The sequence below is a fragment of the Campylobacter sp. RM16189 genome, assembly GCF_012978815.1.
Classification (GTDB): Bacteria; Campylobacterota; Campylobacteria; order Campylobacterales; family Campylobacteraceae; genus Campylobacter_A.
The window spans coordinates 34,117-48,149 of the sequence record NZ_LIWR01000006.1; the positions used below are offsets into that span (position 1 = coordinate 34,117).

A 14,033-nucleotide genomic window follows, 5' to 3' on the forward strand; every position below is an offset into this window, starting at 1 on the left:
CTAATTAATTAGGCTTAAAATTTATATTATCTTCTAAATTTAAATTTTTCTTTACTATGACCTAAATCCGATTTATCTATAAGACCACGTTCTTTTAATTCTTTTATTAGATTTTTTGAAGCATTTTTTGTTGTTTCAATTTCGGCATTTAGTCCACCTGCAACTGAAAATAACCAATACTTATGATGCTCTACCCAGTTTGCCAGTTTTTTTGTCTTCTCTAATGCGGTATCACTTTTAGCAACTGAAATCTTTGCAAATTCAAGCTCTTGATAGTAGATGGAAATTTGGACGATTGTCTCTATATATTTTTTATATTTAGCTGATGACATAAAATCTTTAATCTTGTCTATTTTATTTGAAATTTTCAGAATTTTTGTGAAGAGTTTTTCTGTGATTTTATTCTCATTCTTGAGGTTTATTATCTCATCTATTTTTGGAACTACTTCTAAAAATACTTTTTCAACTTTTTCTTTGACTAGTTGCTGTATTTCTATCTTTTTTTGTATAAATTTATAAGCTTTTAGCAGATCTTTGTCAGCTCTTTTTTGGCTTACTTTATTTATATTTGGTAAATTCTTGAGGTTTTTATCTTTGCAAAGCTCTTGCATAGTCTCTAAAAATGGCTTTTCTATACTTCCGTTTATTCTAGCTCCACCTTCAGTGCAGTTATATGTAGTGATTTCTTCTTTGCCTGCATCCTCTATATCTTTTTCGTATTGATTTTTAAAGAGTTTCCATACATAAGTTGTTTTTACCTCGCCTTCTCCACCGTAAGCTGTAGTGTATAAGGATTCGTCTTGTTGAGTGAAAGCATGACCTGTAGCGTGAGATTTACCGTCAGGAGAAAACGCCAAATCTTGCCCTATTAATACTATATTTTTATGTCCCAAAGCATAAGCTAGTTGATATGCTTGGTTTGCCGTACTGTGCCCGATACCTAAATATCCATAATCTTTCATATCAAATACTAGCTCGCTTTGCTGTGGTCGCATAGTAAGAACCAGTTTCCTAAAAGGCAAAATGTTTTTAATTGTTTGTTCGTGTGTAAGTGATGCCACGATAAAGTGAATATTTTCATCAAACTTACCATATCTTTTTTTAAAGAAACTTGATGTGGCCTTAACTCTTTCAATAGATGTTACATAATCCGGTTTTATACCATGCTTGGCAAGTATAGGATAAGAGGCGTCAACGCTGATTACACTAACGTAAGGAGCAAATTTTTTCAGTGTAGAAAGTTGCTTGTCTAGACTTGGGCCGGTAGCTACAATTATTGCAGTGTCCATAAGCTTATGTCTTTTTCTAACTAAATCCGCATAAGCGTAGTTGGTTATCATGGCCGGTAAATTTTTTATATGCTGATCTATGCCTTGAAGCATATCATCAATACTATTGCCGTGCGATACTACCATTTGAGATATGGCTCTAGTAAAATCTTGGTTTATCTTTTGATAATCTTCGCTAAACTGATCGTAAAAAGGTGTGTGAATATGTAAGTTATAAATCTTAGCATAAGATTTAAATTCATTTTTTGATACTAAGAAATAAAATTGTGCGTATGTTGTAAATTCTGAGTAAAATAAAACCAGTCTTTCACTAGCAAGTTCTTTCGACAGATCAACTAAGTTTAAAACTATATATATTATTTCTATGCTTGGCTCTACCACTATTATTTTTTGATGAGTTTCGTTTGTTAAAAGGGCTTTATACAATATGCCGTTGCCGAGTCCGTAAAAATACATAATTGGGTATCTTTTGTATTTATCTTCTATCTCATCTAATGTTTTTTCTATATCTTTTACTGGGTTTTCGTATACATATCGTAAAGTTTTATTATTTATGATATTTATATCTATCGGGTCTTTGCCTATAAATACCTCGTAATCTCCCTGGTCGTCCATTCCAAAAAGCTTAGCGGCTAAAATTTCATCTTGCTGAAATAAAGCTTGAAGGTTTTTCTTAAATATAATATTTTGTATATTTTTACTACTTTCTTGATAGATATTCTGTTTGTCTGTTTTTTTGGATTTGTTTTTTACGTTTAAGTCTTTTAGATTTAGTTCTTGCTCTAATTTTTTAGCCATTTTTATCTCCTTTTAATAGTCGTCTTTAGTAATCTTGTTAGCAAATTCTATACCTCTTTTAGCTGTTTTGCCTAAAATTTCTTTTTTAAATTTAGGATGAAGCCCATATCCTGGACGAACGCTTCTTATATTTTCTTCAGTAAATTTCTCTCCAACTTTTATATCTTTGCTTGCATAAAGCGAGCGAGCAAAATTACGGCTTTCACCACCTGAGATAAACTGCTTTTTGCCAAGCAAGGCTTCAGCATCTCGCACTGCTTTTACCATCTGCGCAAATTCGGTCTCATCAAGCGAAAAAGCATCATCTACGCTTTTTATATCTTTATTTAGTATGAAGTGCTTTTCGATTATGCGTGCACCTAAACTCACTGCGACGATAGGAGCAACGATGCCTAAAGTATGATCGCTAAAGCCGATTTCCACGCTAAATTCATCTTTTATGGTAGGTATATTTAGTAAATTCATCTCATTTAATGGCGCGGGATAGCTTGAAGTGCATTTTAAAAGAGCGATTTTGTTATTGCCGACATTTTTGCAAATTTTAACGATATCCGAAATCTCTTCGTGAGTTACGATGCCTGTTGATATGATGATCGGTCTATTTTTCTTCGCGACATACTCTACAAAATCATAATCAATCGCTTCAAAACTTGCGATCTTGTAAGCTGGCGGATTAAACTGCTCTAAAAACTCCACGTCATCTTTACAAAATGGGCTTGAAAAGCAGATTAATCCCTCGTTGCTAGCCACATCAAAAAGCTCCTTATGCCACTCTCTAGGAGTCATTGCCTGCTCGTAAAGCTCGTATAAATTTCGCCCGTCCCAAAGCCCGCCGCGTATCATAAAATCCTCTTTCTGAGAATTTAGCGTAAGGCTATCGGCAGTATATGTTTGTAATTTTATCGCATCGGCTCCGGCGCGCTTGGCTGCTTTTATCGTTTGAATCGCTGTCTCTAAGCTTCCTGAGTGGTTGGCTGAGAGTTCGGCGATGATAAATACGTTTTTATTTGTATCAAAATTTTCTATTTTCATACTCTTTTTACCTCTAAATTTGCTCTTTAAAGCCTTAAATAGCTCATCTTTGTCATAAATTTTAAAGTCAATTTTTCATAAAGCGCAATGGCTTTTTCGTTGAAATTATAAGCGCATGAATTGAGCCTAAAAACCTTTAGCTCGCTAAACGCATAGTTAATTATAATTTGCATTAATTTTGCGCCTTGATTTTTTAAATTCGGATTTGCATAAAGTCCGAATTCGCACTCCTCATCGCTTATGTTTATAAAGTCGATCACACCGATAAACTCGCCATTTTCTTCGACCAAAAAGTAAAGTCTATCAGAAGCGCTTTTTAAGCTGTCGATAAATTTAAGATGCTCTTTTAAGGTTATATTTTTTGAGCGCATAAATTTCGCTACTCGCTCATCGTTTCGCCAATCAAAAACCATCATCTTTTGCTCTTTTGTAAGCTCGGTAAAATTTATAAGACGGATCATATCTCCTCGCTTGTATAGGCTTTATATCCGTTTTCTATAAGCCATTTATACATCTGTTTTTGATTGTTTGCAACCATAACCGCACTGAAATTTGCGCCCAAAACAAGCGCTTCATTTACAAGAGAGCTTGCCGAAATGATAAGATCTTTACTCTCGTTCATTAGCCTTGCGATTTGATTTGAGTCGGTAAAAAGAGTTAGGTTTTTATAGCTTTTCTCAAGCTTTTTAAGCGCATTTAAATTTGCATTGGCACTTGTTGTAACAAGGGCTATTTTTAAATTTTTTTCAAGTAGTTTAAGCGCTAAATTTGCACTCAAATTTTTGCTGTCAGTTCCGCCAAGTGCGATAAAAACATCATAAATTTTCTCTCTTTTTATCTTTTTTTCTTGATAAAATTCATCTCTTACCAGCATAAATTCTTGCCCGCACCAAATTTCACAAGCGGGAGGTAGTAAATTTTCATATTTTTTAGCATTGGCAAATATATTTACGTTTAATAAAATATCGCAAAAATGGCTCTTATACTCATCATCAAAGCTTAAAATTTTAACTCCCGTAGCCTCTTTTATCGTCTTTTCATCTTCGTAATTAATGCCGTAGTGATCGATGATAAGAAGTTCAAATTTATGAGTGTTTATAAGACTTATTAGCTCATCTAAATCATTTGTTTTAAGAGTAAAAACAGGGGAATTTATCTCGTTTATGAGCGAGCCTTCAAAATTTATGCAAGCAAAGCTGATGTCTTTGAATTTCTTTGCAAGAACAAGATCTCGCCTGATGTGTCCGTGTCCGATAGTTACGGAGCTGTCAACTCTAATTAAGGTTTTTAAATTTGCAAGTTTTTCAAAGTTCATGATTGATTTTATAAAGTTTTTTAGCAAATTCGAAATCTTCAATAGTATCGATATCACATACTAAATTTCGCTTTAAAATAAAGACTTTTGAATGCGGTTTAAACACCCATTTGCCTTGTAACCATGCATCACGTTTGCCAAAGTAAAATTGTCCTGCATCATGATATGCGGGTTCTAGATCTTGCGAGCGAGTGCTGTTATATTCAGGATAAAACATACTTGCTTTTCCATTTAAATCTATTTTTATAGCGCGTTGAATCGGAAAAGAAAATTCGCAAACAGAAAATAGATATTCGCATTCACTTGCTTTAAATTTATTATACGCTTCATTTAATACCTCTCCTTTTAAAAGCGGAGCGGTAGGATATAAGCAACATACCGTTTTAAATTTATCTCCCATTTTGATGCAGGCATCTTTTATAACATCGCCTGTTGAAGTAAAGTCGTCGCTAAGGTTGGCATCTCTTAAAAATGGTGTTTTGGCACCAAATTTTCGCGCAACTTCAGCTATCTCCTCACTGTCAGTGCTTACTATTACTTCATCAAACACTTTTGAACTTAGAGCCGCTTTGATACTGTAAGATATTATAGGGTTACCTAAAAAATCTTTGATATTTTTATGCGGGATTCGCTTGCTTCCGCCTCTTGCTGGTATGACGCATAGGTTCATATGCTGCACTTTGGATTTGCAAATTTAGCAAGCACGTCAAGCAGAGTGTCTGCTACAAATTTCGCATCATCCATACTCATGCCTTGATGACACGGCAGGCTAAGCTCTGATTTGTAAAAATCCTCTGTAACCTTTAGCTCAGTTTCGCCATAAAGTTGCTTGTAAAAGCTAAATTGATAGGTAGGCTTATAATGTACCTGAACCCCCACTCCACGATCGTGAAGCTCCGCAAAAATATCTTCTTTAGCGCACCAAAGAGTGCTAAAAAGCAAGATCGGATAAAGATGGCGCGAGCTTTTTTTGTTTTGAGGAATTTTTATAGTGCTAAAGTATGGATTTTTCTCAAATCTTTCGTCGTAAAACTGCGCTATACTCTCTCGCACAGCTATCATTTCATCAAGCCTTTTAAGCTGATTTAGCCCAAGTGCGCAAGCTACGTCGCTTAGGCGGTAGTTGTATCCAAGCAGGCTCATATCGCTGTGCCAAAGTTCGGTTTTAGAAATTCCGTGACTTCTATATAGACGCGCTTTTTTGGCTATCTCGTCGTCGTTTGTTACAAGCGCACCGCCCTCAAAAGTAGTGATAGGCTTAATCGCATGGAAGCTAAACACGCTTGCGTCCGCATGGCAGCCTACTTTAACTCCTTCTATGGCGCTACCAAGCGCATGTGAGGCGTCATCAAGCACTTTTATGCCTTTTGCGCGAGCTATTTTCATGATCTCTATTATGTTTACGCTATTTCCGCCAAAATCAACGGGAGCTATGACCTTTGTTTTTGATGTGATTAGCTCAGAAAGCTTGTTTTCGTTTATATTTCCGTCAAATTTGATGTCGCAAAATTTAACCTTAGCTCCCGCCATTAAAGCTGCGTTTGCCGTTGCCGCAAAGGTTAAAGGCGTAGTTATGACCTCGTCGTTTTCTTTTACGCCAAGAGCAAGATATCCGACGTGAAGCGCAGAAGTTGCCGAATTCATTACTACTGCGTGTTTTACTCCGACATATTCGCAAATGGCCGCTTCAAATTGAGCCACCTTATCTCCGCCTGTTAAAATTTCCGCTTGCATAGCTTCGCAAACGGCTGCTATATCGCTATTTGTGATCTGTTGCTTGCTATAAGCTATCATTTATCATCTCCAAAAGACCCTCTTTATCAAGCCAAATCTTATTAGTATTTGAGCTGTATTCAAACCCGTCTTCTACAAGCTTGCCTCTTTCGCCAAGCGCATTTGTCGAAAAGTCTTGTATAGTCGCAAACTGAATGGACGGGCTTATCACGTAGTGGTCGCTAAATTCGTAAGTTAAGTGCGCATCGTCTTTTCCAACCATCACTTCATGCATTTTCTCTCCCGGCCTTATGCCTATGATTTTGACTTTAAGCTCAGGCGCAAGGGCGCGTGCAAGATCAAGCATAGTCATTGAAGGAATTTTAGGGATGAAAATTTCTCCACCCTTCATGCGCTCGAAATTTTTAAGAACGAAATTTACCCCTTGCTCAAGAGTGATCCAAAATCTCGTCATCTGCTCATGCGTTATAGGAAGCTCTTTTGCACCTTCTTGAATGAGCCTTTTAAATAATGGCACTACCGAGCCTCGAGAGCCCACGACATTGCCGTATCTTACGACACTAAAGCGAGTTTTTTTACTGCCTGCTATGTTGTTTGCCGCGACAAATAGCTTATCGCTAGCAAGCTTGGTCGCTCCGTATAAATTTACAGGATTGCACGCTTTATCCGTTGATAGTGCGATCACTTTATTTACTCCGCAAGCAAAGGCTGCGTCAATGACGTTTTGAGCGCCGTTGATGTTTGTTTTTATGCACTCCATCGGGTTATATTCGGCTATGGGAACGTGTTTCATCGCGGCTGCGTGAATGACAAAATCAACTCCATCCATCGCGGTTTTAAGCCTCTTTTCGTCTCGCACGTCGCCGATAAAATATCTCATCGCGGGATTTTTAAAAACTTGAGCCATTTCGTATTGCTTAAGCTCGTCTCTTGAGTATATAATTAGCCTTTTTGGCTTAAAATTTTTAAGCAAAATTTCGGTGTATTTCTTGCCGAAGCTTCCCGTTCCGCCGGTTATAAGAATAGATTTTTCATCAAACATACAGCATCCTTAAGTTTAAACACCACAAGCAAGAACGATACCAATTTAAACTTTGCAAATTTTGTCTAGAGTTTTTTTGTCAACTAAATTACCATAATCTTTAGTTGAAAAATGCTTAGGGATTTTGATGTAGTTATCTCCATAAACCATTTTTAAATACTTATCAAATTCTTTTGGTATCGAAAGTTCAAAATTTTTATAAGGATATCTAATAAACTCTGAAATCATTTCTTTTGGTATGTAGAAGTACTTTCCATTATATCCTAAAACACCACATTTTCCATAATCATTATAAACATTTATATCTAAAACCATTTTTTCAATTTCATTGTCGCTAACTACTATCTTAAAAATTTCCCCAACCTTTCTTACTATATCTTCTTTTTCAAATTTCACTACTTCAACTTTAAATTCTTTAAAAAATTTAGGTAATTCTTCTGCCAAAAACTCTAAATTTTCATATTTTAAAACCATAATATCAACATCAGATACTACGCTCAAACTTCTTTTTCTTAGCATGCAAAGCAAAGATGATCCGTCTATAAAATAATCAATATTGTTTTTAATAAAAAATTCATCAAGTTTTTTTACTGCATTATCAGTAACTATATCTCTAGTTGGTGTAGAAAAAGAGATGTCTTTTTCCGATAAAATTTCTATTTTTTCTCGATTTACACCTAGGCTTAAGAGTTGTTCTTGCATATCCTTTGCCCATACACCACCTAAAAATACTTTGTCGAATTTTAAATTACAAATATTATTTGCTGCAAAAATTTCAATATCTTCAAATTTATTTCCAACAATTTTTAAATTGTTTTCTATAAAACCTATAATTTTATAGTTTGGATCTTTGCTTAAACTTCTATATATAGCTCTACCTGCTGCACCTATGCTAAATATTAAAGCTTGTGTCATTTTTTATACCTTTAATTTTTTGTAATTTTAATTAATTTTTTAATATAATTTTACAAGAAAGTTTTATAAAAGGAGATAAATATGCAAGAAAAAATAGAGCAAACGATTAAAAAGACTATAATGAGTTTAAAAGACGATGTCGGGGATTTAGATGATCAAATTTTTCTTTTCGGTAGAAACGATGCATTATTTGATAGTGTAGGATTAGTAGGTTTTTTGATAGAATTGGAAGAGAAGATTTATGATGAATTTGGTAAGAATATTACTTTGGCTGATGAAAAGGCAATGAGTCAAAAAACATCGCCGTTTATTAATATAAAAACATTAACTAAGTACATACAAAAGTGTTTAAATGAATAAAAATATCTTAATAACCGGCACAAGTAGAGGAATAGGAAAGGCTCTAAGTATCGGCTTTTTAGAAACTAATAAAGTGTTTGGTTGCAGTAGAAGTGATAGCGACATAGAACATAAAAACTATAAACATTTTTGCATTGATGTTTGTGATGAAAATAAAGTTATAGATATGGTAAGGGGAATAAAACGTGAGTCAGGAAAGATTGATGTGCTTATAAATAATGCAGGAGCTGCCTCTATGAATCATTTGCTAACTACAAATTTAAATAGTGTAAATGAACTGTTTAACGTAAATTTTATGTCCACATTTTTATTCACAAGAGAAGTAGGCAAAATAATGAGTCGCCAAAAATATGGCAAAATAGTTAACTTTTCAAGTGTAGCAGCAGCTTTAAATTTAGAAGGAGAAGCTATTTATGCAGCTGCAAAAGCAGCTATAGAAAATTTTACCAGAACTAGCGCTAAAGAGCTGGGGAAATTTAATATCAACGTTAATGCTATTGGTATATCTCCTACCATAACAAATCTTATTAAAGCTGTACCAAAAAATAAAATAGATGAGTTGTTGGAAAAACAAACTATAAAAAATTTTTGTGAATTTGACGATATAAAAAATACGATTGACTTTTTGATAGACGATAAAAGTAAAATGGTAACAGGACAAATTATATATTTAGGCGGTGTATGGTGAGCTTTTTATTAAAAAACTTTAGCGATTTTTCAAAAAAAAATGCTGTTATTCACAATAATAAAATTTATACTTATGAAGATCTTTTAGCTAAAATAAATGAATTTAAAATCAAACTTAGTGATATAAAAAGCGGAGAAGTTGTAGGTCTTATAGGCGGATACAGTTTTGAAAATATAGCTTTGTTTTTAGCGCTTTTTTTAAATAAAAATATTATAGTTCCCATAAACTCAAATATCGATTCGGAAGTAGAGCAGCGGCTAAAAGAAGCATTTGCAAACAAAACGATAACTTATAAAAACGGCTTGATATTTATAAAAGATTTATGTGAAAAAGAATCCAATATTTTAATAAAAAAGCTACAAGATAACTATAGTAGCGGACTTATATTATTTTCTAGCGGTAGCCTGGCAAAGCCAAAAGCTATAGTGCATAATCTTGATAATTTAGTTTTAAATTTTAAGGATAAAAAGCCAAAAAATTTAAAAATGTTGTTATTTTTGCTGTTTGATCATATAGGAGGCTTAAATACTCTTTTAAATGGTCTTGCCATGGGCGCTACGCTTATTATAGCAAATGATTTTAGTACTGCTAAAATTTGTGAATTGATAGAGAAATTTGATATAAATGTATTGCCTACTACGCCTAGTTTTTTAAATTTGCTTTTAATCAATAAAGATTATGAAAAATTTGATTTAAATTCACTAAAATTGATTACATACGGCACTGAAAGAATGGATGATAACATACTTAAGCGATTAAAAGAAGTATTTAGTAAAGTTAAATTTATTCAGACTTTTGGAACAAGTGAAACTGGAATTATGAATACTAACTCCAAATCATCAACGTCTACTTTTTTTAATTTAAACCCAGACGAGTATAAGATTGTAGACGGTGAGCTTTATATAAAAAGTAAAACCGCATTTTTGGGATATTTAAATGCAGATAATTATGATGATGACGGATGGTTTAAAACTGGTGATTTGGTGGAAGTTGGAGAAAATGGTTTTTTAAAAATAATAGGACGTAGCAAGGAGATGATCAATGTTGGAGGCAACAAACTTTTAGCTGGTGAGGTTGAAAGTCTTATTTTACAAATTCCAGATATAAAAGATGTATTGGTTTATGCTGAAAATAATGCTATATTGGGTCAAAACGTGGCTTGCGATGTAGTTTGTAATTTGCAAAAAGACGAAGTAAAAAATTTAATCAGATCTTTTTTAAGAGATAAAATTCCTAGTTATAAAATTCCTGCTAGAATAAACGTTGTTAATAAAATCGATATGACAGCCAGATTTAAGAAAGATAGGCGACTTAATCGCTAAGCCCATTTTATACTATATGTCTTTTTAATTTTTTTTAGCAGATCTATGGTTGAATTTTCTAAATTTAAAAAATCTTCTTTTTTTAGTGCTAGATAATAAAATTCACTGTCTTTTTTTATTTGCCTAAATCCAAAAAATAAGTTAAAATTTAAAGCATTTTGATTATTTATTTTCACATTTGATTCTATTGTGTCTATTTTTTTAAAAGCATTTTCAAAAAATATAAACGCACAAAGTAATTTCAATATAGCATCTATATCATTTTTATAAAATATTCCCCATAATCCGTTGACTAGACTGACTCCGCCCACTACCGAGTTGCCGATCGTAATCGCAAAATATTGATTATTTTTTAAGTTTTTAATCCAGTTTATATGCGAGTTTAAACTGATTTTATCCGTATTTTTACTAGCTTCTCTTACATGCTTTAAATTTCTTATAGCTAAAATTTGCTTACTTGTATCGTAGTCTAAATTTATGTAGTCGCAAAAGCAAATTTCTCTCATATCGCACGTGCCTTTTCGTTTATCTCTTTTAAATCCTCTTTATCGTCTATTTCGCAAACAAATCTATTGTCTACTCTAACTTCTTTTATAATTATTTCACTTAGCATACTTACAAAAACATTATCATAATAAAGTTTTTTATTGCTAAAAGCTTCTTTAGGGAGTGATTTAATGCGTTCTTTTATTAAATTAGCATCATTTTTTGTAAAATAACTTATTCCAAAAAGAGTAGGTAAATTTTTATTTGACGGCTCTATTCTTGTTATACGATTATTATCATCACAAGTTACTATCCAATCATTTTTATTATTTATCTTTCTTATTGTAGTATAGTATACCGATGTATCTGTAATTTGCAATATGTTTTTTAACATCACAACATCCGCATCTATAACGAAACTATTGCCGAAAAAATCCAAGGCAAGGCAGAAAGAATAAAGATTGTTTAAAGTATCAAATTTGTCGTTATGTATCAAATTTACATTAAATTTTTCTTTTAAATATTCAAAATCACTAGCTTTGTATCCGGTTATTATGTTTATATCATCTACGCCAATATCATTTAAAAATTCTATAGTTCTTTCCAGATTGACTCTGCCTGCTATTTTTAAAAGTGATTTATGTTTATTTACGGTTATTTCTTTTAGTCTAGATCCTAGACCTGCTGCCAAAATTATAGCATTCATCTTTATCATTTTACATTACTCATTACAGAACCTAGCATTATTAAAATGGCACATATTAGCAAAAACGTGGAAAATGTTTCACCGGTAATAAAACCAAATATTATAACCCAAGCTGAATATGATATGTTGAGTCCCATCGCCTTCAAAGCGCCTATTTTTGCTATTGCTTTATAATAAAATGTATATGAAACGGTTGCAAAAAATGCTGCAATAACAATTAATTCGTAATTTATTATATAGGTATTTTGCTTATTTTGCATTATAGAAAAGATTAAAAAAGCTCCAAGAGCAATAGATGAACTAACGCCTTGCCTGATAAATAAAGCTACTTTTTCGTTTACATTATCTTTTAGTGCCAAATTTATGATGACGCACTCACTTCCCCAGCACATGGCGCAAAGGAGTCCGAAAACAACTCCTAGCAGATTAACGTCTCTAAATTCTATATCGAATATGAAGAGTAATATGGTAAAACTAACAGCTATAAATAACCCTAAAAATCCTATTTTGCTAAGCTTTTGTCCAAGCAAAATTCCAGCTATTATGACGCTAAAAGCCGGATAAAGACTACTTAAAATACTTGCAAGAGGGGCTTTGGCGTAATGTATGCTTAGTAAAAAAGAGATCATACCTAAACCCCCTGCTGTGGAAGCTATTGCTATAACTAGGAGTTGTTTCTTGTTTAGTAAAAGATTTGTTTTTGAAATTTTTAAAAAAAATCCTATAAACAAAAAACTTGCAAAATCATGTATGGCAACTAGAAGTAGAGCAAAAATTTGCACTTTTGATAGCAACAAAGTATCTATTGCCCAAAAGATACCGCTTAGTATTCCGAATATCAAAAATATTTCCTTTGTAAAGCATCATTTAAACGCTTTTGTCCGTATTCTAAATAATTTTGCTCGTTGCTTGTTTTGGCTATGGACCAAGCACTCCATAAAAGATCCATTAATCCTTTATAAATTTCTATTTTTTCTAGTTCGTCTTGAGTTGGATCGTAATATTTTAAAAATTTATCTTCTTCTTTTTTTGATAAATTTCCTTCAACAAAAACAGATGCCAAATCCCAACACGGATCGTTTGCTCCCGCGTATTCCCAATCTATCAAAACAACTTCATTATTATCTGTTATCAATATATTTTCAGGCACTAAATCTCCGTGTGTGGGCACTAATATTATATCTTTATCGTGATATTTTCGGTTTATATTGTAAATTTCGTCTCTTAAAAACCAGAAAAGTTTTAATCCGTCTTGAAAATTAGGTATTAAATTAGTAGATGCTTTTGATATTTGTATATATTTTTGCATTTCTACAAAAGGGTTAAATTCATATTTTAATTTAATTTTTAAATTATGTAAAGATTTTAAATGTAGTGCAATTTGAGGTAAAAAATTTGATATATTTTTTGGAGTTAAATTTATAGCGTTTGATAAAAATTTAGTTATTTTTGTCCCAGAAATGCTATCAAAATATATAGTTTCTACACCAAAACCGAATTCGTGCATTTTATTTTGTATATAAAATTCTTTCTCACGGCTAATAAGCTCATTGGAGTTAATTCCTGAAATTCTTAATACAAATTTCTCATCATCGGTCGACGTAACAAGAAAATTGATATTAGTCATTCCTCCAAGTAGGCTAATATTTTTTACTTTTAGTCCGGTAGCTTTAAAAAAAATATCTTCTTTGTTCATAATTTTTTAAAAAAGCAAATTATATACCAAATTTTATGTCGTATAAGAAAACAATTAACCAATATTCTACAAATTACTTCAAAATCCTAGGCAGCGTTATACCTTCTTGAGCTTGATATTTACCCTTTTTATCGGCGTATGTCACTTCGCATGGTTCATCGCCTTCTAAAAATAAAACTTGCGCTATGCCTTCGTTTGCGTAAATTTTAGCCGGAAGCGGGGTTGTGTTTGAAATTTCAATCGTGATATGCCCCTTAAACCCCGGCTCAAACGGCGTTACGTTTACGATGATGCCGCAGCGTGCGTAAGTACTCTTGCCAAGGCAGATGGCTAGCACGTTATCAGGCATATTAAAATACTCGACCGTGCGAGCAAGCGCGAAGGAATTTGGCGGAACTATACATACATCGCCAACAAAATCAACTACGTTTTTCTCGTCGAAATTTTTGGGATCAACTACGGTGCCGCCTATGTTTGTAAAAATTTTAAACTCATTTCCAACGCGTATATCATACCCATAGCTGCTGACGCCGTAGCTAACGACACCTTTGCCTATCTGCTCTTCGCAAAAAGGCACGATCATTTTGTCATTTAAACTCTTTTCGCGTATCCATCTATCGCTTTTTAGACCCATTTATAGCTTCCTTTTT

Annotated in this window: 16 protein-coding genes; 3 read left to right on the forward strand and 13 right to left on the reverse strand. The window is 33.1% G+C overall.

Going from position 1 to position 14,033, the window contains the following annotated elements:
- Positions 1–26 precede the first annotated feature (26 nt).
- From CDOM16189_RS05455 to CDOM16189_RS05490, 8 genes are read right to left on the reverse strand one after another with little or no spacing between them, the layout of a single operon-like run.
- Positions 27–2,087 (reverse strand): motility associated factor glycosyltransferase family protein, encoded by a 2,061-nt coding sequence (locus tag CDOM16189_RS05455; RefSeq protein ID WP_170000827.1) that lies wholly within the window; start codon positions 2,085–2,087, stop codon positions 27–29.
- Positions 2,088–2,099: 12 nt separating this feature from the next.
- A complete protein-coding gene (gene pseI, locus CDOM16189_RS05460; RefSeq protein WP_170000828.1) occupies positions 2,100–3,119 on the reverse strand; it encodes a pseudaminic acid synthase in 1,020 nt (339 codons plus the stop codon).
- Positions 3,120–3,145: 26 nt separating this feature from the next.
- A complete protein-coding gene (pseH, locus tag CDOM16189_RS05465) occupies positions 3,146–3,580 on the reverse strand; it encodes a UDP-4-amino-4,6-dideoxy-N-acetyl-beta-L-altrosamine N-acetyltransferase (protein ID WP_169975484.1) in 435 nt (144 codons plus the stop codon).
- Positions 3,577–4,434 carry a UDP-2,4-diacetamido-2,4,6-trideoxy-beta-L-altropyranose hydrolase gene (pseG, locus tag CDOM16189_RS05470; protein WP_169975486.1) on the reverse strand — a complete coding sequence of 286 codons (858 nt, stop codon included), beginning with the start codon at positions 4,432–4,434 and terminating at the stop codon, positions 3,577–3,579. The genes pseH and pseG overlap by 4 nt, the downstream gene beginning before the upstream one ends.
- Positions 4,424–5,104: a pseudaminic acid cytidylyltransferase gene (gene pseF, locus CDOM16189_RS05475; RefSeq protein ID WP_169975488.1), complete on the reverse strand. Its 681-nt coding sequence runs from the start codon at positions 5,102–5,104 to the stop codon at positions 4,424–4,426. Before pseF ends, pseG begins: the two co-directional genes overlap by 11 nt.
- A complete protein-coding gene (gene pseC, locus CDOM16189_RS05480; protein WP_169975490.1) occupies positions 5,101–6,228 on the reverse strand; it encodes a UDP-4-amino-4,6-dideoxy-N-acetyl-beta-L-altrosamine transaminase in 1,128 nt (375 codons plus the stop codon). Before pseC ends, pseF begins: the two co-directional genes overlap by 4 nt.
- A complete protein-coding gene (pseB, locus tag CDOM16189_RS05485; protein ID WP_169975492.1) occupies positions 6,215–7,210 on the reverse strand; it encodes a UDP-N-acetylglucosamine 4,6-dehydratase (inverting) in 996 nt (331 codons plus the stop codon). Before pseB ends, pseC begins: the two co-directional genes overlap by 14 nt.
- A gap of 45 nt (positions 7,211–7,255) precedes the next feature.
- The gene (locus CDOM16189_RS05490) at positions 7,256–8,125 is read right to left on the reverse strand and encodes a hypothetical protein (protein ID WP_169975493.1); all 870 of its coding nucleotides are present in this window, start codon (positions 8,123–8,125) and stop codon (positions 7,256–7,258) included.
- Positions 8,126–8,206: 81 nt separating this feature from the next.
- Between CDOM16189_RS05490 and CDOM16189_RS05495 the strand changes: the two genes are divergently transcribed.
- From CDOM16189_RS05495 to CDOM16189_RS05505, 3 genes are read left to right on the forward strand one after another with little or no spacing between them, the layout of a single operon-like run.
- Positions 8,207–8,485 (forward strand): hypothetical protein, encoded by a 279-nt coding sequence (locus CDOM16189_RS05495; protein ID WP_211436593.1) that lies wholly within the window; start codon positions 8,207–8,209, stop codon positions 8,483–8,485.
- The gene (locus tag CDOM16189_RS05500; protein ID WP_169975495.1) at positions 8,478–9,173 is read left to right on the forward strand and encodes an SDR family NAD(P)-dependent oxidoreductase; all 696 of its coding nucleotides are present in this window, start codon (positions 8,478–8,480) and stop codon (positions 9,171–9,173) included. Before CDOM16189_RS05495 ends, CDOM16189_RS05500 begins: the two co-directional genes overlap by 8 nt.
- Positions 9,167–10,495: an ANL family adenylate-forming protein gene (locus CDOM16189_RS05505; protein WP_211436594.1), complete on the forward strand. Its 1,329-nt coding sequence runs from the start codon at positions 9,167–9,169 to the stop codon at positions 10,493–10,495. The genes CDOM16189_RS05500 and CDOM16189_RS05505 overlap by 7 nt, the downstream gene beginning before the upstream one ends.
- On the opposite strand, the gene CDOM16189_RS05510 is transcribed toward CDOM16189_RS05505, so the two are convergent.
- The 5 genes from CDOM16189_RS05510 to dcd form a co-directional block, all read right to left on the reverse strand.
- The gene (locus CDOM16189_RS05510; protein ID WP_169975496.1) at positions 10,492–11,001 is read right to left on the reverse strand and encodes a hypothetical protein; all 510 of its coding nucleotides are present in this window, start codon (positions 10,999–11,001) and stop codon (positions 10,492–10,494) included. The two genes, CDOM16189_RS05505 and CDOM16189_RS05510, sit on opposite strands and share 4 nt — an antisense overlap.
- A complete protein-coding gene (locus CDOM16189_RS05515) occupies positions 10,998–11,687 on the reverse strand; it encodes an NTP transferase domain-containing protein (RefSeq protein ID WP_211436595.1) in 690 nt (229 codons plus the stop codon). Before CDOM16189_RS05515 ends, CDOM16189_RS05510 begins: the two co-directional genes overlap by 4 nt.
- 5 nt (positions 11,688–11,692) lie before the next feature.
- The gene (locus tag CDOM16189_RS05520) at positions 11,693–12,529 is read right to left on the reverse strand and encodes a DMT family transporter (protein ID WP_169975500.1); all 837 of its coding nucleotides are present in this window, start codon (positions 12,527–12,529) and stop codon (positions 11,693–11,695) included.
- Entirely contained in the window at positions 12,526–13,314 is a 789-nt protein-coding gene (locus tag CDOM16189_RS05525; RefSeq protein ID WP_169975502.1) for a choline kinase family protein, read from the reverse strand. The genes CDOM16189_RS05520 and CDOM16189_RS05525 overlap by 4 nt, the downstream gene beginning before the upstream one ends.
- Before the next feature lie 142 nt (positions 13,315–13,456).
- Positions 13,457–14,017 carry a dCTP deaminase gene (gene dcd / locus CDOM16189_RS05530; RefSeq protein WP_169975504.1) on the reverse strand — a complete coding sequence of 187 codons (561 nt, stop codon included), beginning with the start codon at positions 14,015–14,017 and terminating at the stop codon, positions 13,457–13,459.
- Between the last annotated feature and the right edge of the window lie 16 nt (positions 14,018–14,033).